31 protein-coding genes are annotated in these 25,455 nt (G+C 39.4%); 6 read left to right on the top strand and 25 right to left on the bottom strand.

Annotated features, from left to right (window positions below; genetic code table 11):
- Position 1: 1 nt before the first annotated feature.
- The 17 genes from rplE to rpsL form a co-directional block, all read right to left on the bottom strand.
- Positions 2–553 carry a 50S ribosomal protein L5 gene (rplE, locus tag R1T16_RS07800; RefSeq protein ID WP_317500540.1) on the bottom strand — a complete coding sequence of 184 codons (552 nt, stop codon included), beginning with the start codon at positions 551–553 and terminating at the stop codon, positions 2–4.
- A gap of 2 nt (positions 554–555) precedes the next feature.
- Positions 556–870, bottom strand: a complete 315-nt coding sequence (gene rplX / locus R1T16_RS07795; protein ID WP_317500539.1) for a 50S ribosomal protein L24 — start codon at positions 868–870, stop codon at positions 556–558.
- A gap of 11 nt (positions 871–881) precedes the next feature.
- Positions 882–1,250, bottom strand: a complete 369-nt coding sequence (rplN, locus tag R1T16_RS07790) for a 50S ribosomal protein L14 (RefSeq protein ID WP_007803649.1) — start codon at positions 1,248–1,250, stop codon at positions 882–884.
- 2 nt (positions 1,251–1,252) lie between these two features.
- Positions 1,253–1,513 carry a 30S ribosomal protein S17 gene (gene rpsQ, locus R1T16_RS07785; RefSeq protein ID WP_317500538.1) on the bottom strand — a complete coding sequence of 87 codons (261 nt, stop codon included), beginning with the start codon at positions 1,511–1,513 and terminating at the stop codon, positions 1,253–1,255.
- Between the two features lie 17 nt (positions 1,514–1,530).
- A complete protein-coding gene (gene rpmC / locus R1T16_RS07780) occupies positions 1,531–1,722 on the bottom strand; it encodes a 50S ribosomal protein L29 (protein ID WP_317500537.1) in 192 nt (63 codons plus the stop codon).
- A 13-nt stretch (positions 1,723–1,735) separates the two neighbouring features.
- Positions 1,736–2,155, bottom strand: a complete 420-nt coding sequence (rplP, locus tag R1T16_RS07775) for a 50S ribosomal protein L16 (protein WP_128388599.1) — start codon at positions 2,153–2,155, stop codon at positions 1,736–1,738.
- A gap of 20 nt (positions 2,156–2,175) precedes the next feature.
- Positions 2,176–2,931 carry a 30S ribosomal protein S3 gene (gene rpsC, locus R1T16_RS07770; protein ID WP_317500536.1) on the bottom strand — a complete coding sequence of 252 codons (756 nt, stop codon included), beginning with the start codon at positions 2,929–2,931 and terminating at the stop codon, positions 2,176–2,178.
- 5 nt (positions 2,932–2,936) lie between these two features.
- The gene (rplV, locus tag R1T16_RS07765) at positions 2,937–3,350 is read right to left on the bottom strand and encodes a 50S ribosomal protein L22 (RefSeq protein WP_317500535.1); all 414 of its coding nucleotides are present in this window, start codon (positions 3,348–3,350) and stop codon (positions 2,937–2,939) included.
- A gap of 9 nt (positions 3,351–3,359) precedes the next feature.
- Positions 3,360–3,638, bottom strand: a complete 279-nt coding sequence (gene rpsS / locus R1T16_RS07760) for a 30S ribosomal protein S19 (RefSeq protein ID WP_317500534.1) — start codon at positions 3,636–3,638, stop codon at positions 3,360–3,362.
- A 10-nt stretch (positions 3,639–3,648) separates the two neighbouring features.
- Positions 3,649–4,473, bottom strand: coding sequence for a 50S ribosomal protein L2 (gene rplB, locus R1T16_RS07755; protein WP_317500533.1), 825 nt, complete (start codon positions 4,471–4,473; stop codon positions 3,649–3,651).
- A gap of 6 nt (positions 4,474–4,479) precedes the next feature.
- Positions 4,480–4,770, bottom strand: a complete 291-nt coding sequence (gene rplW / locus R1T16_RS07750) for a 50S ribosomal protein L23 (RefSeq protein ID WP_057671654.1) — start codon at positions 4,768–4,770, stop codon at positions 4,480–4,482.
- Between the two features lie 7 nt (positions 4,771–4,777).
- Positions 4,778–5,407: a 50S ribosomal protein L4 gene (gene rplD, locus R1T16_RS07745; RefSeq protein ID WP_317500532.1), complete on the bottom strand. Its 630-nt coding sequence runs from the start codon at positions 5,405–5,407 to the stop codon at positions 4,778–4,780.
- On the bottom strand, positions 5,407–6,024 hold the full coding sequence (gene rplC, locus R1T16_RS07740) for a 50S ribosomal protein L3 (protein ID WP_317500531.1): 618 nt from the start codon (positions 6,022–6,024) through the stop codon (positions 5,407–5,409). Before rplC ends, rplD begins: the two co-directional genes overlap by 1 nt.
- Before the next feature lie 243 nt (positions 6,025–6,267).
- A complete protein-coding gene (gene rpsJ / locus R1T16_RS07735; RefSeq protein ID WP_020213633.1) occupies positions 6,268–6,573 on the bottom strand; it encodes a 30S ribosomal protein S10 in 306 nt (101 codons plus the stop codon).
- A gap of 24 nt (positions 6,574–6,597) precedes the next feature.
- Positions 6,598–8,718, bottom strand: a complete 2,121-nt coding sequence (gene fusA, locus R1T16_RS07730; protein ID WP_317500530.1) for an elongation factor G — start codon at positions 8,716–8,718, stop codon at positions 6,598–6,600.
- A gap of 20 nt (positions 8,719–8,738) precedes the next feature.
- A complete protein-coding gene (rpsG, locus tag R1T16_RS07725) occupies positions 8,739–9,215 on the bottom strand; it encodes a 30S ribosomal protein S7 (RefSeq protein WP_057671647.1) in 477 nt (158 codons plus the stop codon).
- A gap of 26 nt (positions 9,216–9,241) precedes the next feature.
- Entirely contained in the window at positions 9,242–9,622 is a 381-nt protein-coding gene (gene rpsL, locus R1T16_RS07720; RefSeq protein WP_057671645.1) for a 30S ribosomal protein S12, read from the bottom strand.
- Positions 9,623–9,802: 180 nt separating this feature from the next.
- On the opposite strand from rpsL, the gene R1T16_RS07715 reads away from it, so the two are divergent.
- The 5 genes from R1T16_RS07715 (at position 9,803) to rlmB (ending at position 18,143) form a co-directional block, all read left to right on the top strand.
- Entirely contained in the window at positions 9,803–11,467 is a 1,665-nt protein-coding gene (locus R1T16_RS07715) for a hypothetical protein (protein WP_317500529.1), read from the top strand.
- Positions 11,468–11,582: 115 nt separating this feature from the next.
- Positions 11,583–14,726: a SusC/RagA family TonB-linked outer membrane protein gene (locus R1T16_RS07710; protein WP_317500528.1), complete on the top strand. Its 3,144-nt coding sequence runs from the start codon at positions 11,583–11,585 to the stop codon at positions 14,724–14,726.
- A 10-nt stretch (positions 14,727–14,736) separates the two neighbouring features.
- The gene (locus R1T16_RS07705) at positions 14,737–16,428 is read left to right on the top strand and encodes a SusD/RagB family nutrient-binding outer membrane lipoprotein (protein WP_317500527.1); all 1,692 of its coding nucleotides are present in this window, start codon (positions 14,737–14,739) and stop codon (positions 16,426–16,428) included.
- A gap of 10 nt (positions 16,429–16,438) precedes the next feature.
- Entirely contained in the window at positions 16,439–17,341 is a 903-nt protein-coding gene (locus R1T16_RS07700; RefSeq protein ID WP_317500526.1) for a hypothetical protein, read from the top strand.
- A 67-nt stretch (positions 17,342–17,408) separates the two neighbouring features.
- Positions 17,409–18,143: a 23S rRNA (guanosine(2251)-2'-O)-methyltransferase RlmB gene (gene rlmB / locus R1T16_RS07695; RefSeq protein WP_317500525.1), complete on the top strand. Its 735-nt coding sequence runs from the start codon at positions 17,409–17,411 to the stop codon at positions 18,141–18,143.
- A 9-nt stretch (positions 18,144–18,152) separates the two neighbouring features.
- Here the strand turns inward: rlmB and R1T16_RS07690 are convergent, their stop codons facing one another.
- Positions 18,153–18,959, bottom strand: coding sequence for a rhomboid family intramembrane serine protease (locus R1T16_RS07690; protein WP_317500524.1), 807 nt, complete (start codon positions 18,957–18,959; stop codon positions 18,153–18,155).
- Between the two features lie 160 nt (positions 18,960–19,119).
- On the opposite strand from R1T16_RS07690, the gene R1T16_RS07685 reads away from it, so the two are divergent.
- Positions 19,120–20,394, top strand: coding sequence for a replication-associated recombination protein A (locus tag R1T16_RS07685; RefSeq protein ID WP_317500523.1), 1,275 nt, complete (start codon positions 19,120–19,122; stop codon positions 20,392–20,394).
- A gap of 76 nt (positions 20,395–20,470) precedes the next feature.
- Here the strand turns inward: R1T16_RS07685 and R1T16_RS07680 are convergent, their stop codons facing one another.
- The 7 genes from R1T16_RS07680 to R1T16_RS07650 form a co-directional block, all read right to left on the bottom strand.
- Positions 20,471–21,193 carry a hypothetical protein gene (locus tag R1T16_RS07680; RefSeq protein ID WP_317500522.1) on the bottom strand — a complete coding sequence of 241 codons (723 nt, stop codon included), beginning with the start codon at positions 21,191–21,193 and terminating at the stop codon, positions 20,471–20,473.
- 5 nt (positions 21,194–21,198) lie between these two features.
- The gene (locus R1T16_RS07675) at positions 21,199–21,888 is read right to left on the bottom strand and encodes a YjjG family noncanonical pyrimidine nucleotidase (protein WP_317500521.1); all 690 of its coding nucleotides are present in this window, start codon (positions 21,886–21,888) and stop codon (positions 21,199–21,201) included.
- Positions 21,888–22,385, bottom strand: a complete 498-nt coding sequence (locus R1T16_RS07670; protein WP_317500520.1) for a hypothetical protein — start codon at positions 22,383–22,385, stop codon at positions 21,888–21,890. Before R1T16_RS07670 ends, R1T16_RS07675 begins: the two co-directional genes overlap by 1 nt.
- The gene (locus R1T16_RS07665) at positions 22,378–23,685 is read right to left on the bottom strand and encodes an ABC transporter permease (RefSeq protein WP_317500519.1); all 1,308 of its coding nucleotides are present in this window, start codon (positions 23,683–23,685) and stop codon (positions 22,378–22,380) included. The genes R1T16_RS07670 and R1T16_RS07665 overlap by 8 nt, the downstream gene beginning before the upstream one ends.
- Positions 23,682–24,311, bottom strand: coding sequence for an ABC transporter ATP-binding protein (locus R1T16_RS07660; RefSeq protein ID WP_317500518.1), 630 nt, complete (start codon positions 24,309–24,311; stop codon positions 23,682–23,684). Before R1T16_RS07660 ends, R1T16_RS07665 begins: the two co-directional genes overlap by 4 nt.
- 66 nt (positions 24,312–24,377) lie before the next feature.
- Positions 24,378–24,770 carry a hypothetical protein gene (locus tag R1T16_RS07655; protein ID WP_317500517.1) on the bottom strand — a complete coding sequence of 131 codons (393 nt, stop codon included), beginning with the start codon at positions 24,768–24,770 and terminating at the stop codon, positions 24,378–24,380.
- Between the two features lie 165 nt (positions 24,771–24,935).
- Complete coding sequence (locus tag R1T16_RS07650; protein ID WP_317500516.1) at positions 24,936–25,394, bottom strand: cytochrome c oxidase assembly factor Coa1 family protein; 459 nt, start codon at positions 25,392–25,394, stop codon at positions 24,936–24,938.
- Positions 25,395–25,455 lie beyond the last annotated feature (61 nt).

Below are 25,455 nucleotides of genomic sequence, written 5' to 3'. Positions count from 1 at the left end.
CTTAATTCTTTTTAAAAGGTAAACCTAATTCTGCTAATAATGACTTCGCTTCTTTATCAGTTTGTGCAGAAGTTACAAATGTAATATCTAATCCTGATATTTTGTTAACTTTATCAATATCAATTTCAGGGAAAATGATTTGTTCAGTAACACCCAGGTTATAATTACCTCTTCCGTCGAAACCTGTAGCCTTAATTCCGCCAAAATCCCTTACACGTGGAAGTGAAGATGTGATAAGCCTGTCTAGGAACTCATACATTCTCTCACCACGTAAAGTTACTTTAGCTCCAATTGGCATACCTTTTCTAAGTTTGAAAGACGCAACGTCTTTCTTAGAAATGGTAGATACAGCTTTTTGGCCAGTAATCTTTGTTAACTCGTCAACTGCATAATCGATAAGTTTCTTATCTGATACAGCTGCACCAACTCCACGGCTTAAAACGATTTTTTCAAGTTTAGGAACCTGCATTACGTTTTTATAACCGAACTCTTCTTTAAGAGCAGAGACAACTCTACTCTTATATTCTTCTTTTAATCTTGGTATGTAAGCCATCACTATAATACTTGATTAGATTTTTTTGAAAATCTCACGTTCTTATCTCCTTCTTTTCTAACTCCTGTTTTTGTAGTTTCCTTAGTTTTAAGGTCTACAATAGCAAGGTTAGAGATATGGATAGGAGCTTCTTTCTTAACGATACCACCCTGAGGGTTTTTAGCGCTTGGCTTAGTGTGTTTAGACACTAGGTTAACACCTTCTACGATCGCTTTGTTTTTCTCACGAAGAACACGTAGTACTTTACCTTCAGAACCTTTATGGTCTCCAGCATTTACTCTTACCGTGTCTCCAGATTTTATCTTTAGCTTTATCATCTTTAAAATAATTAAAGCACTTCTGGTGCTAGTGATACAATTTTCATGAATTGTTTTTCACGAAGTTCTCTTGCAACCGGACCAAAAACACGAGTTCCCCTCATTTCACCAGCAGCATTTAACAATACGCAAGCGTTATCGTCAAATCTGATGTATGAACCATCGGCTCTTCTCACTTCTTTTTTGGTACGTACAACAACTGCAGTTGAAACAGCACCTTTCTTAACGTTTCCGTTTGGTGTTGCATCTTTAATAGAAACTACAATCTTATCTCCAACAGAGGCATAACGTCTTTTCGTTCCTCCAAGAACACGGATAGTTAAAACTTCCTTAGCTCCTGTGTTGTCTGCTACTTTTAGTCTTGATTCCTGTTGTACCATAATTACTTAGCTCTTTCAATGATTTCAACTAACCTCCAACATTTAGATTTAGATAAAGGACGTGTTTCCATGATCTTTACCGTATCTCCAATGTTACAGTCGTTTGTTTCGTCGTGTGCAACAAATTTCTTTGTTTTCAATACGAACTTACCATATAATGGGTGTTTTACTCTAGTAGTTTGAGAAACCACGATTGATTTCTCCATTTTATTACTGGTAACAACACCAATTCTCTCTTTTCTTAAATTTCTTTTTTCTTCCATCTTTCAGCAGACTACAATTATTGTAACTCTCTTTTGCTTAGTTCAGTGGCTACTCTCGCGATAGACCTTCTTACAGATCTGATCTGTAGCGGGTTCTCGATAGGAGATATAGCATGAGCTGTTTTTAGGTCGGCATATGTTTTTCTCAATTCACCAAGTTTACCTTGTAACTCAGCTGCAGATAGATCTTTTATTTCAGATTGTTTCATAATAAAATTTTGATTATGCTTCGAAATCTCTGGCAACAATAAACTTAGTTTTAACAGGAAGCTTCTGAGCAGCAAGGCGAAGCGCCTCTTTTGCTACTGATAAAGGAACTCCTCCTACTTCAAACATGATTCTTCCCGGCTTAACAACTGCAGCCCAAAATTCAACTGCACCTTTACCTTTACCCATCCTTACCTCTAGAGGTTTTTTGGTTATCGGTTTGTCCGGGAAAATTTTTATCCACAATTGACCTTCCCTCTTCATGAAACGTGTTGCCGCGATACGGGCTGCTTCAATCTGGCGAGAAGTAATAAAAGACGAATCTAAAGATTTGATACCAAACATTCCATTTGAAAGTTCGTGACCTCTTTGAGACACGCCCTTCATCTTACCTTTCTGTACCTTACGGTATTTTGTTCTTTTAGGCTGTAACATTTTTACTTCTTTAGTTTAAATTACTTTCTTTTGCGTTGGTTAGGTTTATCACCACCCGGGCGACCGTTTGGTCTTCCTTGTGGCCTGTCCTGAGATCCTGAAGATTTAGACTGTTTTTTGTCCATACCTGCTAACGGAGAAAGATCTCTTTTTCCATAAACCTCACCTTTCATGATCCACACTTTGATACCCATTCTACCATAAGTAGTGTGAGCTTCAGCTAGCGAATAATCAATGTCTGCTCTGAAAGTTGATAGAGGAATCCTTCCTTCTTTGAACATTTCTGAACGTGCCATCTCAGCACCGTTAAGACGGCCAGAGATCATCACTTTAATACCTTCTGCGTTCATACGCATAGCAGCAGCGATAGCCATTTTGATTGCCCTTCTATAAGAGATACGGCTCTCAATCTGACGACAAATACTTGTACCTACCAGGTAAGCATCAAGTTCAGGTCTTTTGATTTCAAAGATGTTGATTTGAACCTCTTTGTCAGTGATTTTCTTAAGTTCTTCTTTCAACTTGTCTACCTCCTGGCCGCCTTTCCCGATAATGATACCCGGACGAGCAGTGGTGATAGTAACGGTTACAAGTTTAAGCGTTCTCTCGATGATCACTTTAGACACACTAGCTTTAGATAAACGGGCATGGATATACTTCCTGATTTTGTGATCTTCGGCAAGTTTATCACCGTAGTCATTTCCACCATACCAGTTAGAATCCCAACCCCTGATGATACCAAGGCGATTTCCTATTGGATTTGTTTTTTGTCCCATCTCTATTAGTTGCTTTGTGTGTTATTATTAGTAGCTCCAAGCACGATAGTAACGTGGTTAGAACGTTTTCTTATCCTGTGTGCACGACCCTGTGGAGCTGGTCTTAGCCTCTTAAGCATCATACCACCGTCTACGCGGATCTCTTTTACAAATAAGCCTGCATTCTCTAAACTCTCTTCAGCGTTCTTTTGCTGCCAGTTGTTAATAGCAGAAAGTAACAATTTTTCAAGTTTACGAGAAGCTTCTTTTGAACTGAATCTTAATATATTAAGAGCTAATTCTACTTTCTGACCTCTTACTAAATCCGCAACAAGGCGCATTTTCCTAGGTGAAGTAGGGCAGTTATTCAGCTTAGCAAATGCAATTTGCTTATTAGCCTCTTTGGTCTGCTCTGCTCTTTCTCTTTTACGAACTCCCATAGCTTCTTATTATTTTTTACCTTTATTTTTTGCCCCAGCATGACCTCTAAAAGATCTTGTTGGTGAAAACTCTCCTAATTTATGACCTACCATGTTCTCTGTAACGTAAACCGGTACGAATTGACGACCGTTGTGTACTGCGATAGTTTGCCCAACAAAATCCGGGGTAATCATAGAAGCTCTAGACCAAGTCTTAACAACTGCTTTATTACCTTTCTCGATATTTTCCTGAACTTTTTTATCCAACTTATAGTGAACGAAAGGTCCTTTCTTTAATGAACGTGCCATATCTTACTTATTATTTCTTTCTACGTTCTACGATATACTTATTACTCGGGTTAACTTTAGAACGAGTTCTGTAACCTTTAGCCGGAAGACCTTTTCTAGAACGTGGGTGACCACCAGAAGAACGTCCTTCACCACCACCCATCGGGTGATCAACAGGGTTCATCGCTACCGGTCTTGTTCTTGGTCTTCTACCTAACCATCTTGATCTACCTGCTTTACCAGATACGATAAGTTGGTGGTCTGAGTTAGAAACTGCTCCAATTGTTGCTGAACAAGTCAACAAGATTAATCTTGTTTCACCTGAAGGCATTTTGATTGTAGCATATTTTCCATCTCTTGCCATTAACTGCGCAAAAGTACCAGCACTACGAGCAATAACTGCTCCTTGGCCTGGACGTAGCTCGATGCAAGATATAACAGTTCCCAGAGGAATTTTACTTAAAGGTAAAGAGTTTCCGATTTCCGGAGCTGCATCAACTCCTGAAGTTACGGTTTGACCTACCTGAAGTCCGTTTTGTGCAATGATATACGTTTTCTCTCCATCAGCATATGATAATAGGGAAATAAATGCTGAACGGTTTGGATCGTACTCGATAGTTTTCACTGTAGCAGGAATTCCAGCTTTAGCTCTTTTGAAATCGATAATACGATACCTTTGTTTGTGACCACCGCCTGTATAACGCATGGTCATCTTTCCTTGACTATTTCTACCTCCAGAGTTTTTTTTCGGTGCGATCAAAGAACGCTCCGGCTTATCAGTTGTAATAGTGTCAAAGCTATTAACAACTCTAAAACGCTGACCCGGGGTAATAGGTTTTAATTTTCTAACTGACATGTTCTATTAGATATTGTTGTAAAAATCTATTGTTTCTCCTTCTTGCACTTGTACAATTGCTTTTTTGTAAGCATTTGTCTTTCCTGTGATTAAACCACTCTTAGTGTATTTAACCGATCTATCAGCCCTGTAATTCATTGTATTCACTTCTACAACAGAAACACCAAAAGCAGCTTCAACAGCTTTTTTGATCTGAATCTTGTTTGCTTTCTTGTCTACAATAAAACCAAAACGGTTAAAAACTTCACCGTCTTTAGTTATTTTTTCAGTAATGATAGGTTTAATTATGATACTCATAGCCCTATTATTTGCTTAAATTTTCTTCAATCCCTTCTAACGAACCTTCTAAAAGAACTAAACTATTTGAATGTAAAACATTATAAGTGTTTAATTCTGAAGTAGTTACAACATTAGAACCTTTCAAATTGCGTGACGACAAATATACATTTTTATTTGAATCACCCAACACAAATAGCGATTTTTTATTCTCTAACCCTAAAGCTTTCAAAACGTTAATGAAATTTTTAGTGCTTGGCGCTTCAAACTCAAAGTTCTCAACAACGATCAAATTTGACTCTTTTGCTTTAAGAGCAAGAGCAGACTTTCTCGCTAAACGCTTAACGTTTTTGTTAAGTTTGAAAGAATAGCTTCTTGGTCTTGGACCAAAAACAGTACCTCCACCCTTAAACAATGGGTTTTTAGCAGATCCTGCACGAGCAGTACCTGTACCTTTTTGCTTTTTAATTTTGCGTGTACTACCAGCAACCTCAGCTCTTTCTTTAGCTTTGTGAGTTCCCTGTCTTTGGTTAGCAAGATATTGCTTAACGTCAAGGTATACAGCATGCTTATTAGGCTCAATTGCGAATACTGAATCAGAAAGGGTTACCGTTCTGCCAGTTTCTTTTCCGTTGATATCTAATACTTTTACTTCCATTACTTCTGAATGATTACGTAAGAGTTTTTGTGCCCAGGAATAGCTCCTTTAATCACAAGTAGATTTTTATCAGTCACTACTTTTAAAACTCTAAGGTTTTGAACTGTTACATTTTCTCCTCCGGTTCTTCCTGCCATACGCATTCCTTTGAATACACGTGAAGGATAAGATGATGCTCCTACAGAACCCGGCGCTCTAAGACGGTTATGCTGACCGTGAGTAGCTTGTCCAACACCACCAAAACCGTGACGCTTAACAACACCCTGGAAACCTTTACCTTTAGACACACCCTGTACATCTACAAACTCGCCTTCAGCGAAAATGTCTACAGAGATTACATCTCCTAATTTGTGCTCAGTTACGAAATCCTGGAATTCAACGACTTTTTTCTTAGCAACAGTACCAGCTTTCTTAAAGTGACCTACAGCCGCTTTAGTTGAATGCTTTTCTGTTTTGTCATCGAAACCAAGCTGTAACGCTTCATACCCGTCAACCTCATTGGTTCTGACTTGGGTAACGACACATGGACCTGCTTCAATTACTGTACACGGGATGTTTTTCCCGTTTTCATCGAAGATACTAGTCATGCCGATTTTTCTACCAATTAACCCAGACATAAATTATTGTTATTAATTATTAATTTCCCTTCAATTTGAAATAACAGAATACTCCAAACAGGGGTGCAAAAGTAATTATTAAATTTAGATAATCAAATAGTTACGTAAAATAATTCGAAATAAAACGCAATTATGACAATCTAAAGGTAAAAAACACTGTATTTACTACTCAAACAGCCAATTAGGCCAGAGCAAAAAAAATAGCCCCGTAAAAACGGGGCTATTTATTATAAAGCGATAGTATCACACTTTTATCTCAACCTCAACACCACTAGGAAGCTCTAATTTCATTAGGGCATCAATAGTTTTAGATGAAGAGCTGTAGATATCAAGAAGCCTCTTGTAAGAACTAACTTCAAACTGCTCTCTTGATTTTTTATTTACGTGTGGAGACCTAAGTACAGTAAATATTTTTTTGTGCGTAGGTAACGGGATAGGACCTGTTACAACTGCACCAGTACTTTTTACAGTCTTAACGATCTTTTCAGCAGACTTGTCAACAAGGCTGTGATCGTATGATTTTAATTTTATTCTGATTTTTTGACTCATTTTCTTTAAGATTAAACGTTACCGTTAGTTACCTTTAGCTTTTTTAATAACCTCTTCTGATATATTAGAAGGCGTCTCAGCATAGTGAGAAAACTCCATTGTTGATGTTGCTCTACCCGAAGAAAGTGTTCTTAGTGTAGTAACATAACCAAACATCTCTGATAAAGGTACGTTTGCTTTGATAGTTTTAGCACCTGCCCTGTCGCCCATGTCATTAACCTGACCTCTACGACGGTTGATATCACCTACGATATCACCCATGTTTTCTTCAGGAGTAATAACTTCCATTTTCATTATCGGCTCAAGGATAACAGCACCGGCAGCACGGCCAGACTCTTTGTAACCCATTTTAGCAGCTAACTCAAAAGAAAGAGCATCAGAATCCACAGGGTGGAAAGATCCGTCAAGAAGTGTTACTTTTAAGCTGTCAACTTCGTATCCTGCAAGAGGACCTTGTTTCATAGCCGCTTTGAAACCTTTCTCGATAGATGGGATATATTCTTTAGGAACGTTACCACCTTTTACGTTGTTTATAAACTGAAGACCTACAGTACCTTCGTCTGCCGGTTCAATAATAAATACGATATCAGCAAATTTACCACGTCCACCAGATTGTTTTTTATAAACCTCTCTATGTTGTGCAGATCTTGTAAAAGCTTCTTTGTACTCAACCTGAGGTTCACCCTGGTTAACTTCAACTTTAAACTCCCTTTTCATACGGTCAACAAGGATATCAAGGTGAAGCTCACCCATACCAGAAATGATCGTTTGTCCAGAAGCCTCGTCAGTTTTAACCTGGAAAGTTGGATCTTCTTCAGCAAGTTTAGCTAAAGCCATACCCATCTTATCAACGTCAGCTTTTGTTTTAGGTTCAATTGCGATACCAATTACCGGAGCAGGGAAATCCATAGACTCAAGTACGATTGGGTTTTTCTCGTCACATAGAGTATCTCCTGTTTTGATATCTTTAAATCCTACAGCAGCTCCAATATCACCAGCCTCGATATATTCGATTGGGTTTTGCTTGTTAGCATGCATCTGGTAGATACGAGAGATACGCTCTTTGTTTCCAGAACGCGTATTAAGAACGTAAGAACCTGCATCAAGACGGCCAGAATAAGCCCTGAAGAATGCAAGACGACCTACGTAAGGGTCAGTAGCAATTTTGAACGCAAGAGCAGCGAACGGCTCTTTTACATCCGGCTTACGAAGGATTTCCTCGTCAGTATCAGGGTTTGTACCCACAATACCTTCTTTGTCCATTGGAGAAGGAAGATATTTACATACCGCGTCAAGCATGAACTGAACACCTTTATTTTTGAATGAAGAACCACAGATCATCGGTATGATAGCCATATCGATAGTCGCTTTTCTTAATGCATTGTTGATTTCGTCCTCAGTGATTGAGTTCTCATCTTCCATGTATTTTTCAAGAAGGTTTTCATCATAAGCAGCAACCTCTTCGATAAGTTTACTCCTTAATTCTTTAGCTTCTTCAACTAAGTCTTCAGGAATAGGAATAATATCAAAAGTAGCTCCCTGAGTAGCATCATGCCAAACGATAGCCTGGTTTTTTACTAAATCCACAACACCTCTGAAATCCTCTTCTTCACCAATTGGTAAAGTGATCGCAACTGCGTTAGATTTTAGCATGTCTTTTACCTGCTGGCAAACTGCAAGGAAGTTAGATCCCTGGCGGTCCATTTTGTTAACAAAGCCCATACGTGGAACTCTGTAGTTATCAGCAAGCCTCCAGTTAGTTTCTGATTGCGGCTCAACACCATCAACAGCACTAAAAAGGAAAACAAGACCATCAAGAACCCTAAGAGAACGGTTTACTTCAACGGTAAAGTCAACGTGTCCCGGAGTATCGATGATGTTAAAGTGATACCCTTGAGTATCAGCTAACGGTTTACCCTGATCTGTTGGAAAGTTCCATGTACAGGTTGTCGCTGCAGAAGTAATGGTAATACCCCTTTCCTGCTCTTGCGCCATCCAGTCCATAGTTGCTGCACCATCGTGTACCTCACCAATTTTGTGTGATTTACCCGTGTAGAATAATATACGCTCAGTAGTTGTTGTTTTACCAGCATCAATGTGAGCAGCAATTCCTATATTTCTTGTAAATTTTAAATCTCTAGCCATTTCTGAATTTTCTTTATGAATTAAAATCTAAAGTGAGAGAATGCTTTGTTAGCTTCTGCCATTTTGTGAGTATCCATTCTCTTTTTAACAGCAGCACCTTCTTCTTTAGCAGCAGCTAAAACTTCAGACGCTAGTCTTTGAGCCATAGATTTCTCGTTTCTTCTTCTTGCATAAAGAATCATCCATTTCATCGCCATAGATATTTTTCTATCCGGACGAATCTGCATTGGAATCTGGAACGTAGCACCACCTACCCTACGGCTACGTACTTCTACGTGAGGCATAACGTTAGTTAAAGCGTCTTTCCAAATTTCTAAAGCTGATTTTTCAGCATCTTGTTTCTTAGACTCTACGATGTCAATTGCATCATAAAATACTTTGAAAGCTGTTGATTTTTTACCATCCCACATTAGGTTATTCACAAAACGTGTTACTAATTGGTCGTTAAACCTTGGATCTGGCAAAAGAGGTCTTTTTTTGGCCTGTCTTTTTCTCATGTCTTTACTTTAAAAGTTTTTTAAAACTACTTTTTGTCTTTAGGGCGTTTAGCACCGTACTTAGATCTCCTTTGTGTTCTTCCGCTAACACCTGCAGTGTCAAGCGCTCCACGCACAATGTGATACCTAACTCCCGGTAAATCTTTTACCCTTCCGCCTCTAACTAATACTATCGAGTGCTCTTGTAGATTGTGTCCCTCTCCAGGAATGTAAGCATTCACCTCGTTACCGTTTGTTAAACGAACCCTTGCAACTTTACGCATTGCAGAATTCGGTTTCTTAGGTGTTGTAGTGTAAACACGTGTACAAACCCCTCTTCTTTGAGGGCAAGAATCTAAAGCAGCCGATTTACTCTTCTTAGTTATCTGGGCTCTCCCTGTTCTTACTAATTGCTGAATTGTTGGCATAATTAATTATAAAAATTCTAATTATTAAAAAACCCGCTTTTTACGGGGTTGCAAATGTAAAAATAAAATTAAACAAAACAAACCTTAAAACATTAATTTTCAAACCTATCGTATTCAAAAAAATCCCACACATATTTTTTCAGTGTTTTTTACGTTATTTTTACGGCTAACAATTTACCGTTGAAAAGACTTCTCCTTATATATATCGTATTAATCGCCTTTAGTCAGGCAGATGCACAAAACCTTCACCTTAAAGTTGAAGGGCGTACTAACGCAGAAACAAAAACAATAGATTCCCTTACTTATAAAACCCTTCATGAAAATGTAAAATCTATCAACGATGAAAGTGCGGCGCTCTCTGACAGACTTACAAGAATGGGATTTTTGGAAAATAATCTTATTGGCAGCCTGAAAACCAACGACAGCACCTTTGCATATAAATTTTCCATTGGCTCAAAAACGAAAACCATACATATATACACCAACCGCATTGATGCCGAAATAAAAGAACTACTCGAAATATCAAAAGACACCCTTACCTTAAACATTGCAGATATAGAAAGTTTTATGACAGGCAGGGTAAAGTCATTAGAACGAAGGGGATATTCGTTAAGCAGCCTGCAGCTAACAGATTATTCTGCCGCAAACAATTCGCTCCACGCCTATCTTATCGCAAAGACAGAAAAAAAACGACTGCTCGCTGATATCGTTCTGGAGGGCTACAAAAAGTTCCCCGAAGGAATACGCAAAAACATTGCAAAGCAATACAAAGGCAAAGTCTTCAACCAGGAAAATTTGCAACGTATATATAACGACTTTAATGCACTTCGTTTCGTAAGCCAGCCCCGTTATCCTGAAATTCTTTTTAAACAGGATACTACAAAGGTTTACGTTTATGTAGAAAAAGCAAAACCCAACAGCTTTGACGGATTTATCGGTTTTTCGAATAACGACCAAAACAAAGTTGTGTTTAACGGATACCTCGACCTTGCCCTTAATAACGTATTGAATACCGGAGAAAAATTCAACCTTTTTTGGAAAAGCGACGGCAACAAACAAACAACCTTCAATGCGTCACTTGAACTCCCATATATATTCAGAAGCCCCATAGGACTAAAAGGAAGCCTCAAGATATTTAAACAGGACAGTACATTTCAGAATACGATTACCGATGTTAACATAGGCTATTATTTTAGCTACAATTCCAAACTATTTATAGGAAGACAGCAATCGCAGTCCATTGACATCCAAAACCTGAACACCAGCTCACTTAGCGATTACTCAAATTCTTTCTGGACCTCTACCTACGAATACACAAAATACAACCTGGACGACTTCATATTTCCTGAAAAAACTTATTTATTCATAAAAGGAGGCACAGGAAAGCGAGATTCTAAAGCAGGAGATTCCAACCAATACTTCGCGCAGCTTAATTTTTCTCATAACTTATACTTAAATAAGCGCAACATAATAAACATAAAAAGCCAAAATTATTACCTTAACAGCCGAACGTATATCATTAACGAGTTATTCAGGTTTGGCGGTATAAATTCGATTCGGGGTTTTAATGAAAACAGCCTTCAGGCAAATCTCATGACTTCAATAATGGCAGAGTACAGATATATTCTTTCCTCTAATTTGTTTATTCACTCTATAACTGATTATGGTTACTTTCAGGACAAATCGTCTGATATTAACAATAATTTGCTAGGATTAGGGTTTGGTTTTGGCTTATTTACCAAAAATGGGCTATTCAATATAATTTATGCCAATGGAAGCACTAAAGACCAGCAAATCAAGCTGTCCAACTCAATAATACACATAACCTTCAGGACGCAATTTTAACATATTGATTACACTAAATACATACTTCTTACAAAAATTCTAAATATTTTCTTAAAAAACTTGCATATCACGATGTTTCAACGCAAATTTGGGATACTAACTCAAATCTATTTCAATGAAAACAAGGCTTCGTGTTTTGTTAACGCTCGTCATGGCGTTAATGATGCAAATCTCGTTTGCACAACAGCGAACTGTATCCGGTACAGTTAAAGATGAAGGTGGATTCCCAATCCCGGGAGTAAATGTGCTTATTAAAGGTACAACCACCGGAACCCAAACCGACATGGACGGTAAATTTACGATTCAGGCAGCTCCCACAGACATTTTGGTGCTTAGCTACGTAGGAATGAAAAACCGCGAAACACTCGCAAGCATGACTACGATGAACATCACTATGGCAGATGAGGCTACAGAGCTTGAAGGCGTAGTCGTAACGGCATTTGGTATTAAAAGGAATCCTAAAGATTTAGGATATTCTGTAAGCAGTATCAAAAGCTCCGACCTGACCGAAAACTCTGAACCTGACCTTATCCGTGCCTTAAACGGAAAAGTACCCGGGGTTAACGTCAACGTTTCCAGCGGTGTCGCCGGATCAGCGAATCAAATTACCATCAGGGGAACAAGCAGCCTTACAGGCAACACACAGCCTCTTATTATCGTGGATGGAGTAGCTTATGACAACACGGAGGTACAAACATCTGACCGTGTAACAGGTGGTGGTGGTTATGAAAACGCCCTTTCCAGCTTAGACCCTAACGACATTGCGTCGATGAACGTACTTAAAGGTGCGGCAGCATCTGCGCTTTATGGCTCAAGAGCCATGAATGGAGTAATTGTTATAACAACAAAATCAGGCTCACCCGGTTCTAACACAAACAACAAATTAGGCGTTAGCTACAGCAACGGGACTTATTTTGAAAACATAGCAAATTTACCTGAGTATCAAAACACATATGGTGCGGGTGCAAACTTTTTATATAGTAATGCAAACGGATCATGGGGACCACGTTTTGACTCTATGGAAACAATACCAACATGGCCTAACCTTGCAAATGCATTCCCGGGTCAATTTGGCGCAACTGTTCCATATGTTGCCAAACCTAATAATGTAAAAGATCTTTTCCGTACAGGTACTGTTTTAGAAAACTCATTAAACCTTAACTACTCAGGAGAAGACGGAAGTTTTAACCTTACATTGTCTGACCTTAATCAGGACGGTTACATACCTTACAATACTTATGACAGGACATCTGTTTCTACAGGTGGAACTTTTAAGATGAAAAATGGTATTACTGTAGGAGCTAATTTAAGTTATGCTCAGACAAAACAGGTAGGTGGATTTTTTGGAGAGACCCAGTACGATGGTGCTTCGTCTTCGTTTGCAAGAACACTTTTCCTGGCAAGGAATTGGGACTTTAATCTTCCATACGAAGATGCAAAAGGAGCCAGCGTAATTCCTAACGCAGGGTACGACCACCCGCTTTGGTCTCTAAAGCATGACCAGATTACTACTAATACACAAAGAACTGTTGCCGGTTTTAACTTAGGCTATTCATTCAACGATCATATCTCAGCTTCATATCGTTTAGGTATCAATAAATATGATCTTTCCAGAAGGCAGATACGTGATTTATACTCACGCGCTGACACAGGGGTTGGTTCTATAACTTTAGACGACTTCTCGAATGAAGATATCGAGTCTACTTTATTAGTGAATTTTGATTATAAAATCTCAGAAAAAATCGGTTTTCAGGGTATCTTAGGTAACAACATATTCCAAAACACCCAGACCCGACAAAATTTTTATGGAAGGGATTTTGCAGTTCCGGGAATTTACAGCCTAAGAAACACTAAAGAAGTATCTAATCTTGCAGACAATACAAGTAGAAAAAGAACAATAGGATTTTTTGCAGACGCAACGCTATCGTATTCTGATTTCTTATTCTTAAACGGTACTGCCAGAAATGACATCTCATCTACACTTAATGTAAACAACAGATCCTATTTCTATTCTTCAGGAAGCTTATCTTTTATACTTACCGAAGCTTTAAAACTAGACAGCAAAGTGCTGACATTTGCTAAGATCAGAACAAGTTACGCAAAAGTAGGGCGTGATACATATGCCGAAGCTATTAGTCTTACTTACCCTTTGGGTGTAGCGTATAACGGCCAGCCTACAATTGGTAATCCTACTACTTTACCAAATCCGGATCTTAAACCTGAGTTTGCAAAAGAATTTGAAATAGGTACAGATCTTGAATTTTTTAACAGAAGGATCATACTAGACTTTACTTACTACAGCAAAAAAGCTTTTAACCTTATATATGATTTACCACAGCCTTCCTCATCAGGATATCAGTCATTAGTAACAAATGCTGCTACTATGACAAATAAAGGTGTTGAGATAGGCTTTACGTTAGTACCTGTTCAAACCGAAAGCTTTAAATGGACCTGGACTACGAACTTTACCAAAAACAAAAATGAGGTAACAGACTTAACCGGCCTTGAAAGATCACAGCTAAACGCTAATGAAGTTGCTTATGCAATTCCGGGACAGCCATTTGGGGTGTTTTATGGAACTAAATTTGCGAGGGATGACGAAGGCAATTACCTTATTAACCCCTCAGGTGGTGGTATCATCCAGGATCCTGAATTAGGCATAATAGGTGACCCTAACCCTGATTTTAAAATGAACTTCATAAACAGTTTTAGCTATAAAGGAATAACCCTTAGAGCGCAGGTAGACTGGAGAAAAGGCGGAGATGTATCTTCTTCAACTATCGAATCTTATTTAGGGCGCGGTGTAACCAGGGATACAGAAGACAGGGAACGCACATTTATAATTCCTGGTGTATATGGTAACAACGACGGAACTCCTATACTTGATGGTAACGGAAATAAAATCCCTAATACTACACAGCTTAGTGCGCAGGAACTTTACTTCTCTCCAGCAGGTGGTAACACTTTTGCAATAAACAGTGTGGACGAGGCAAGAATTTATGACGGTACAGTTTACAGGTTAAGAGAATTGAGCTTAACGTATGACCTGCCGCAAAAATTCCTTGAGAAAACTCCTTTTGGCAAAGTAAGCTTCGCTTTTATTGCCAACAACTTGTGGTATTGGGCGCCAAATGTTCCTAAGTATACAAACTTTGACCCGGAAACTACCAGCTACGGATCGACTAATCTTCAGGGAATTGAGGTATCGGCAGCTCCAACAGCAAAACGATATGGGTTTAAGATAAATCTATCATTCTAAAAAAATAAAGATGAAACTACTTAAAAATACTAAATACGGTATTGCAGTATTATTTACCGCAATGCTCTTTACAGGATGTGACGATTATCTCAACGTTAACGATGATAAGGATTCACCTACCGAAGCTCCTCTTAACCTGCTGCTAACTAACACACAAAGGTCACTTGGGGCTACCACAGATTTTCAGTTTTACGCCGGTGACATTTTACAGGTGTACACCCACCAGATGGTTGTGCGTGAAGAAATGGATCAATATGGTACTAAAGTTGACAATATTAATCTTAACAATGAATGGGACAACACGTACCTGACATTAACAGATATTGAAACTCTAATTAGCCAGGGAACCGAAGAAGGCGCAATGGTCTATGTAGGGGTTGCGCAAATGGAAAAGGCTTATTTAATGTCTGTCGCTGTAGATATATGGGGTGATGTACCCTATACAGAAGCAACTAAATTAGCCGGAGGAATAAATACTCCAAAATTTGACAATCAACAGGAAATTTATGCCTCTGTATTAGAGCTTATCGAAACTGCCAAAATAAATATGGCCAGTGGTGCAGGAACAATAAAACCGGGTACCGACGATTTATACTATGGCGGAAATATGGATAAGTGGATACGCTTTGCGAACACCTTTAAATTAAAGCTATACAACCAAATCCGTTCGACATCATTGTTTAATGCTACAGATGTTGCTGCATTAATTGCTGAAAACAATTTCTTCCAGTCTAACGCCGATGATTTTGAATTTAAGCACACTACAACTACGTCGCCGTCGGATGAAAGAAACAGATTCTATGTGGCTTCTTATGGCAGTACGCAGTTCTCTACTTACATGAGTCCTTGGTTCTATGAGATCCTAAAAGGTGTTAACCCTAATATCCATAATGGAAATCCTGATCCACGTATGCCTTATTATTTCTTTAACCAGCTTACTGCCGGCGAATTCCCTCCCGACCAGGGAGATCCCGGAACAGGTAATCCAAAAGCAGATTACTGGGACAAAGCAACCGGATTCTTCAGCATCCGTTTTGGAAGCACAGGACCATGGAGAGATTCGAGTGCCGAAAACTCATATACATACCCGGGAATATTTCCGTGTGGAGGACGCTATGATGATCAGCAGGGAGGTGTAATGGATATTAATGGCGGTACAGGAAAAGCTCCAAAAAGAATCCTTACCTACGATGAATTCCTTTACATCAAAGCCGAACTTATGCTAGCTGGAGTAATGACAGGCGATGCCGGCGCACAGCTGGAAGCTGCCATCAATGCAAGTTTTGCTAAAGTAGACCAGGTTGTCGCAAACAGCGGTACTACACAAGGTGTACCATTATTATCAGGCACAACCCCTGTTAATGCGTTTGTAAGTGGTGTCATGACAGAGTATGCCGCGGGAGATGCTGCTAAAAAGCTTGAGATAATCATGACTCAAAAATGGGTAGCAACATTTGGTGACCCGATGGACCAATACACAGATTACAGAAGGACAGGATTCCCTGTATTAGCTAACCCGTTAGGCGCTTCACCTGAGTACCAGCTGAACAACGGCGATGATTTTCCACTAATCGATTCTCAAACAGTGCAAAACAACCCATTCCAGGTATCGCTGTTCTGGCCACAGACTGAGCTAAATGTTAATGCTAACGCTCCATCTCAGAAAAATGCAACAACCTATAAAATATTCTGGGACAACTAAATTGTAAATCATGAAAAATATAAAAATAATATTTGCTTCATTGTTTGCCGCAGCAATGTTACTGTCGTGTAACGATGATGGAGGAGACTCTGTAAGAACCCTGCAGGAAGGCGCAGTCCCTAATATTAAAAAAGTAGAAGGCAGTGACCTTATTATAAATCTTGTAAATGTACAGGAAGGAAATGAATTTGCGTTATCGTTTACGGTAGACAAAGGTTTTGGAGATCCTGCTTCTATGGATGTCGTAGGTTTTTACATTAAGACTGACGGTACTGTAGAAAAAGCGATTTTAGCTGATAATGTAACTACATTCCCAACAACTATAAATCTTACTAAGGCTTCACTTATTAGTACGTTTGAATCACTTGCAACAGATGCCGATTTTGCATTAGGGGATCAATTAAAAATTTCGACTGACCTTACCCTGAAAGATGGCACCGTTATAAAACTACTAAACGAAGAAACCGGAGCTCAAAATTACGGGCAGGATATAGCAAACTCAACTGTATTTAGTGTTACGCAAACGTATACGGTATCATGCCCTTCCGATCTTGGAGGTACTTATAGTGTATTGAGTAGTGGTTCGTCAACAGATTCAGGGCCTACACCTGATGAAAATCCGATTTCAGATTTCGCTTCCACCACAATTATTACTGACAATGGCGGGGGAAATTATACAATGTCTGATGGTTTCGGAGGACTATATCTTCTATGGTATGATATTTACGGAATTACTGCAGACAATGCACCTGGTTCTTTCTCAGATGTATGCGGTACAATTAGCGGGTCATTTACTGACGCGTTTGGAGGCACGGTTAACCTTACCGGCACTGTAAATCCTGACGGTACTCTTACGATACATTTTGAAAATGAATTTGGAGATCTGGGGGATTCCGTTTACACAAAGCAATAAATTTAAGTTAGTTAATCAATATTGAGGATGGTGTTATTGCCATCCTCTTTTTTTATACCTTTGCGCCATGGAAAAAGAACACCAGATTTTCGGTATCAGGGCTATAATAGAGGCTATACACGCAGGCAAAGAAATTGACAAGGTATTTATTCAGAAAGATGCCCAGAGCGATCTCATGAAAGACCTTATGAAGGCCATGAAGGCAAACAACGTTAACTTTAGCTACGTTCCCGTAGAAAAGCTAAACCGTTTAACACCTAATAACCACCAGGGCGCAGTAGCAACTATCGCCCCTATTTCTTTCCACAATCTTGAAGAACTGATAGAAAAAGTAACCGAAAGCGGTAAAACACCTCTTTTCCTTATTCTTGACCAGCTGTCAGACGCGCGTAACTTTGGCGCTATCATCCGTACTGCAGAATGTACAGGTGTTGATGGAATAATCGTTCAGAAACAAGGCTCTGCGCCTGTTAATGGGGATACCGTAAAAACATCTGCCGGAGCGGTATTTAATGTTCCCATCTGTAAAGTAGAGCATATTAAAGATGCTATTTTCCATCTTCAGGGATCAGGCATTAAAACCGTTGCTGCTACAGAAAAAACAGAAAACAACATCTATGATGTTACTCTGAATGAGCCGGTAGCAATCATCATGGGTTCTGAAGACAGGGGTATCAACCCATCTGTATTAAAGATCGTTGATGAAAAAGCGAAGCTTCCTATGTTTGGAACAATAGGTTCGTTAAACGTTTCTGTGGCCTGTGGTGCATTCCTTTACGAAGCTGTAAGACAAAGAAGCTAACCTCTTAAATTAATTTATCGAACTATCATTATCACCTTTATCCTCATTGGGTTTAGGCACATAATTATACACAATTCTTAACGAAGGATACTGAATAGCCGGCGGCGAAAGAATTTCGGCATCAATAACTTCTATGTCTTCTGGTTTAGGTGGATTTACAAAGTTGCCATACTCATCAAAACGCTTCATGAAAGGATCCTGTTTAGGGTCGAAATCAGGGCGCTGCCAGTCATATACGATTTCCTTTTTATATTCGGGTGTTTTGTATATCCTAGAGAAAAGAAATCCGCTTATCAGTCCGCCTAAATGTCCTTCCCACGATATATTCTCTTCTACTCCGGGAAAAACATACCACACCATACCACCATATAAAACTATTATGGTTAGCGATAAGGCGACAAGACGATAATAACCGGTCTGAATACCTTTAAAGAACATAAAGGCTACGAGAACATAGATAAGTCCGCTTGCACCTATGTGGTACGACTCCCGCCCTATCAACCAGGTTATAAACCCTGAAAGCAGTACTCCATACACTAGCACCTGCAATGCCTGTTTCCGGTAAAAATATCGCAGCGCAGCAATAAGCACTACCAGCGGCACAGAATTGTTATATAAGTGTTCAAGGCTGCCGTGGAGAAAAGGGCTGAGGACAATTCCCCTTAGCCCAATAAATGTTCGCGGCAAAATGCCATATTCGTTAAGATATATGTGGTATTTCACTTCAACCCAATACACCAGCCATAGCGACAGCACAAAATACAATGGCCATGCAAGCACTGAGGGTGAAAATCTGAATTCGTTTGTATCGGTCATGAAAGGAGTCAGTCAAAAATGCAACCAAAAAGATTTTCGGTTATTTTGTCAGAAAGTTACCCTTTCACACGAGCCAATCTGACAGAGCAAATAAAAAACACACATTGATTTTAGCATTATATGAACTGCTGCTTATTGTATAAATATGTAATTTTACATCATGGAAGCACCTTTGGCAGAACGCATACGCCCACAGCATTTATCAGAATACATAAGCCAGCAGCATCTTGTTGGCCCTAACGGCTCACTTACCCACCAAATAGCCCGCGGAATAATTCCCTCGTTAATATTATGGGGTCCTCCGGGCACCGGAAAAACTACGCTCGCCCAGATCATTGCGCAAGAAAGCAACCGCCCGTTTTATATACTCAGCGCGATTAATGCAGGGGTAAAAGATGTACGTGAAGTTATTGATAAGGCAAAACAAAGCGGCGGACTTTTTACTGCAAAAAATCCTATACTTTTTATTGATGAGATACACCGCTTTAGCAAATCACAGCAGGATTCGCTTCTTGCAGCGGTAGAAAAAGGATGGGTAACACTTATAGGTGCAACAACCGAAAACCCAAGCTTTGAAGTAATTCCGGCACTGCTGTCACGCTGCCAGGTATATGTACTGAATGCTTTTACTAAAGAGGATCTTGAAGCACTGCTGCATCGAGCAATGGAGGCAGATGCTTATCTCAAAACAAAAAATATTGATTTAAAAGAGACAGAGGCGCTGCTCCGCCTTTCGGGTGGAGATGGCAGAAAGCTGCTCAACATTTTTGAATTAGTGGTAAATGCCTCCGAGGGTGATGATATAGAAATTACAAACGACCGCGTGATGCAGCTGGCTCAGAAAAATACCGTGCTGTATGACAAGACCGGGGAGCAGCATTATGATATCATTTCGGCTTTTATCAAATCCATGCGCGGCAGTGATCCTAACGGAGCGGTATATTGGCTTGCAAGAATGATAGAAGGTGGCGAAGACCTTAAGTTTATTGCACGACGTATGCTTATATTAGCTTCTGAAGATATTGGGAATGCCAACCCTACAGCACTCATTATGGCAAATAATACTTTTCAGGCTGTCGCAACAATAGGCTATCCGGAATCAAGGATATTATTAAGCCAGTGCGCTATTTACCTCGCTACATCGCCTAAAAGCAACGCCAGCTATATGGCAATAGGCAAAGCACAGCAAATTGTTAAGCAGACAGGCGACCTGCCTGTACCATTACATTTGCGCAATGCGCCAACAAAACTCATGAAAGAACTGGGCTATGGAGACGAATACAAGTATGCCCACGATTATGATAATAATTTTGCCGATCAGGAATTCCTGCCAGACGAAATTAGAAACACCGCTTTTTATGATCCTGGAAACAACTCCAGGGAAAATTCTACAAGGGAATTTTTAAAGAACAGGTGGAAGAAGTATGGGTATTAAAAAAGTTGCTGAGTGACTTAGGCTCTTAGGTTCTCAGGCCTCAGAAACTAAGTGACTCAGCACCTAATATCTTCTTTTAAAACTTAATATTCAGCTTTTCTGAAACTAGTTTATCATTTTGGTAATATTCAAAGATCCAATCGTTACCTCTTTTAAATACAACACCATTTTTATTTTCTGACACAGCAGTATATGAGTCCTGCTGCGATGTTTTGTATATTTTAAGCACGATCATAGGAGTACTGTCTACCAATTGATATCCATTAGCTATTGGCTGTGCAAAAAGCGCATTATCGTTATTTACTGTTACGGGTGTAGCTGCCTGCTGTCCTGCCGCTACCGGAGCACTTTGCTTTACTGCAACAGTACTTTTTCCTGAATATTTATAATTTATCTGCTTTACAGATTGCGATGCCTCGCGCAACGCCTCGTAATAAGCCTTTTGATAGGTCTTCTCTTTACTTTTCCCCTTTAAAGAAGTAAAAACGTTTTTACCGTCGCAGGTGTTAATGGTAATGGTAAGTGCAGTGGTCAATAAATTTGATTCATTTTCTACGTTAGCATATAGTGATTTACACCTGTCTAACGCCAGTTCATCCGGTAATTTATCTGTAGGATAAAAAACCTGGAAGCCCTGTTTTTCAAACATCATTTTTGTTAATGCGTTCAGGTTAAATTTATTTTCTTCTTTAAGCCATTCAAATTTAGCTGGCACGATTATGTATTGATAATCGTTTAAGCTTTGCGCAAATCCGAGTCCCGAGATAAGCAAAGCAAAAAGCAGTAACGTCTTTTTCATAGTTTTTATAGTATTGTTTTAAGATCTAACAGGTGGTTGACCTGTTTTATGGCAGAAGAAACTTCGTGCTTGTGTTCGTTATAAAAGATAGCATCCAGCCCAAAGTCTAATGCGCCCTGGACATCGGCCTCTATACAGTCGCCAATCATGACACTTTGGCTTTTTTCAGCCTTAGCGAGATTAAGGGCATATTCAAAGATACCGGCATGGGGCTTTTTACAGCCTGCAAGTTCAGAATTTGTTATGGTATCAAAGTAATGAATAAGGTTAGAATTCCTAAGTTTTAATTCCTGCACTTTGTCTGGCCCGTTTGTAATAATATGAAGGCTGTATTTTGATTTAAGATATTCAAGTATCTCTACCGTACCGTCATGAAGGTGGCTGTTAACAGGAAGAAGTTCGATATATTCTTCAGAAACGATATGCAGCAAATTGTCGCTTACTTTAAAGTCAAGAAGATCAAAAGTATCCTTTAGCCTGCCATAACGAAGATCCTGCTGCGTGATTTCCCCATCGCGGTACAGTTTCCAGTACTTGGCATTGATGGGAGAATAATGGGCATTAAATTCGTTATGCGAAATACCGAGCCCATATTTTTCTATAATCGTCTGAAAGGCAATTGCAGAATTTTTCTCGAAATCCCATAGGGTATGGTCGAGATCAAAAAAAACTGCTTTTTTACCGGATATCCTCATTAGTTGCCTTTTGTAATAACTGCATTTTCTACGTGGTAGATCCAATCATCAACATCAGTATCATTATACCTGAATGTCCCCTGAAGTGTCACGTACTGATCAGTCTTAAGTTTCATTCCTGTATTCTTGAACTTAATACCCATAATGGTTTCAGGGCCTGCCTGTCCGCAGAAAAAACATGATGCAAAAACGTTCTTGCTAAGCGCATAGTTTTTGTTATCTATGGGGATAATAAACCCACTCATCGTAATAGGTTTTTTATTCTTGGTCTTAAGCGTAGGGTTGATAACGGGGAACATAACACCTTCCGGATAATCTTTACTTGGCTTCTTAAGGTATTTGATCTGGGCTAAAAGTTTCCATGTAAGCGTGTCTGAAACAGGTGCAAAAGAAGCCCCATTAGCCTTTACAACTGTAATTTCAGAAGAAGGCGTTCCTAACGACATTAACAACATACCTGCAGCAAGCAGGGCGACAAAAAGATATGACTTACGCATTTGCGAGTGTTTTAGAAATATTTAAACTATATGCTTTTACAGCTGGTATTACCGCTGCCAAAATCCCTACAAAGATAGTGAGCAGGAATAAATATCCTTCCTTCTCCCACACAAATTGAAACGGGTTAAATGACATCTTGAATTCGTCCTCAGATGAACCCGAAATAAACAGTAATGCTACCCTACCAACAATTGTTCCAAAGATAAAGCCGGTAACACATAAAAGCAGGCTTTCTATGAGAACCAGCGAAAGTAATTGTAAACGGCTTGCACCATTAACGCGCAACAGGGCAAATTCGTATTTTCTTTCCTTTAAAGTATTATATAAAGCAATAAAGATACTTATGCCGGATATGATCATAATGCCAATGGCAAGATACCTGAGTGCATCAAGCCCGATACCAAATAGGGCAAACAGGCGGTTTATCTCTATGGCAGGAGACGCAGCCTGCATCTTTGTATTCTGAGCTATTATCCTTGGCCAGGTAACGATACCCATTTTGCTGCGGAATTTTACCAGCACTGCCGTTATCTCTTTTCCTTCTTCGCTTATTACAGCGTTTTCTTCATGCTCGTGATCGTGTGCTTTTTCGGCATGGTTGTGGTCGTGATCTTCGTGATCGTGTGCATCTGCTGCAGCTTCATGATCATGATCATGCTCTTCAGCCTCTGCGCCTTCTTCGTGTTCGTGATCATGCATTGCCCAAACACTCTGGATATTGCACAGAATAAGATTGTCCACCACTTTACCTGTAGGTGTTGCAATACCTGTAACAGTATAAGCCTGATGGTCGTGCACTTCGCCCTCGGCGGCATCGCCGTGTGAACCAAAGAACTTATCCCCCACTTTCATGTTCATCTTTTGCGCTATGGCACTACCCAGCACAACATCAAAATTATTTACAAATACTTTCCCGTCCTTTAATGCAGCGCCATATTTGGTAAGATATTCGGGAGTTGTACCCACAATTCGGAACCCTCTGTAATTGTCTCCAAAGGCTAATGGAATTGCCGACTCCACAAACGGGTGCTTCATCCATTTTTTTGCTTCGGTGTAATCTATATTTCCGGTAGGTGCATCAACCTGATAAACTGATGATAATATCAATTGCAGCGGACTCCCCTGCGCTCCAAGTACAATATCAATCCCGTCTATGTTATCGCTGAATTTTTTTTCAAATTGTTCTTCTAACAAGAAAAGAAGTGTAATAATCGCAACACTTGCGGTAAGAAGTATAATGCTTAATGCCGTATTTAATGGCTTGAACCAAATATTTTTCCAGGCTATTTTAGTGATCATGATAAAGAGATTTGGTTTGAAAAGCGGTCTTTAAGCCTTTGGTCGTGCGTAACGATTACCAGTGCGGTGCCGTATTGCTTTGCAAGATGCGAAAGCATATCGGCAACCTTAAAGGCATTTTCATCATCTAAGCTTGAGGTAGGTTCATCTGCAAGTAATAGTTTAGGCTCATTAATAAGCGCACGGGCAATAGAAACCCTTTGCTGCTGGCCAATACTCAACTGCGAAGGTAATTTATGCAGCTGCTCTTTAAGATCAAGCTCTGCAAGAAGCTGCTTCGCTTTCTCCACAGCCTGTTTACCTGAGGCCAGCCAGGAAGCCAGCACAACATTTTCAAGCACGTTTAGTGACGCCACAAAGTAGGATTGCTGTAATATCAGTCCGATATTTTTTCCTCTGAAGTGGTCAAGTTTTTTTTCTGAGAGTGCAGCAATGTTAGTATTCTCTATAAGTACCTCACCGCTTTTAGGACGCTGCAAACCTCCCAAAAGGTGCAGCAGTGTAGTTTTTCCTTTTCCGGAACCTCCTGTTATAAGAAGCGTTTCGCCGGAAACAGCAGCGATATCAGGAAAACTGAAATCGGTGCCTTTTCCATAAGAAAAATGTATATTTTTAGTTTGTATCATGTCAACATATAATTGACCTGCAATTTAGGCAAAAGCCCACGATTATAAAACATAAAATTACCGCGATTACGCCTGCGCCTTTTCCTTTGCATCAAAAATTATGATGCTTTGCAGCATTCCTTTTTGCTTGTCGTCATTTTCAAACGCATAGTCAAGGCATACCTCATCCTGCTGCAATGCCTCCAGGCAGCGATTAAAAATAGCCTCCCTGTTCTTCATGTCTTTTATAGCAAGATCTAGCCTTATTTCTAAGACTGCGCGGTGTATAAATGGATCATTTATATATACTTTAGAGTGTTCCCTATCGTAGTTTTCAGTAAGATTAAAGTCGACCAGCTGAAATTTATGCGTTTCCATTTTTTCCAGGACCATAGCCGGCACATCCCTATTTCTTTCTGCCTCATCGTCGGGCAGGTCAAACTCCCCGTCGTATGTAAAGGTCATGGTGTAGTTATGCATAGCTTAGTTTTTTTGTCTAAAATTATACTATATTGATAATCTTAAATAGTGAATTAACACATTTATAGGATAAATATTTCACAAAACAGGCTTCTACACTCTCGCAAATGCAAAACGGCAGACTTTGAAAAGCCCACCGTTTCTTATTTTTGATTGATGATGATTTTATTGTAAAACTATAATTTCCCGCTTGGGCTCTTTTATCCTGAGTTTAATAGAAGTGTAGCGCCATTCATTTCCTTTTTTATCGGCTACTACGTCCATTTTAGCCTTTCCTTTCTCTCCGCTTACTCTTATGCTAAGAGTAACAGATTGTTTCGTATTAGTGTATTCCACTGTGCTTTCTACAATCCCCATATTACTTACAGGCTCAAGCGTACCAAGTACATTTTGTACCTCAACATTTTTATTGGCTTTATCTATTGCATTTTGGTATAGTTTTTCATCAGAAAATGCACTGGCAAAATCGCCAACACTCCCGGCAGAAATCACCGAAAAAAGTAAAGTAAACCCCAACACAGGTATAATAACCATTGGCAGCAGCCATTTCCAGTTTCTTTTAAACCAACTTTTTTCTTTTAAACTTTCATTTTCTGTATCACCCATAAATAACAGACGAGCCATCTTCATTTTTGTTACAAAATCATTTTGGATACAACAATAAGCAATCAGAACACTTTTGGCA

This window comes from Flavobacterium sp. DG1-102-2, from assembly GCF_033042555.1.
Taxonomy (GTDB): domain Bacteria; phylum Bacteroidota; class Bacteroidia; order Flavobacteriales; family Flavobacteriaceae; genus Flavobacterium.
The sequence above is the reverse complement of the archived record's forward strand: the minus strand, read 5'-3'. Positions and strand labels throughout refer to the sequence as shown.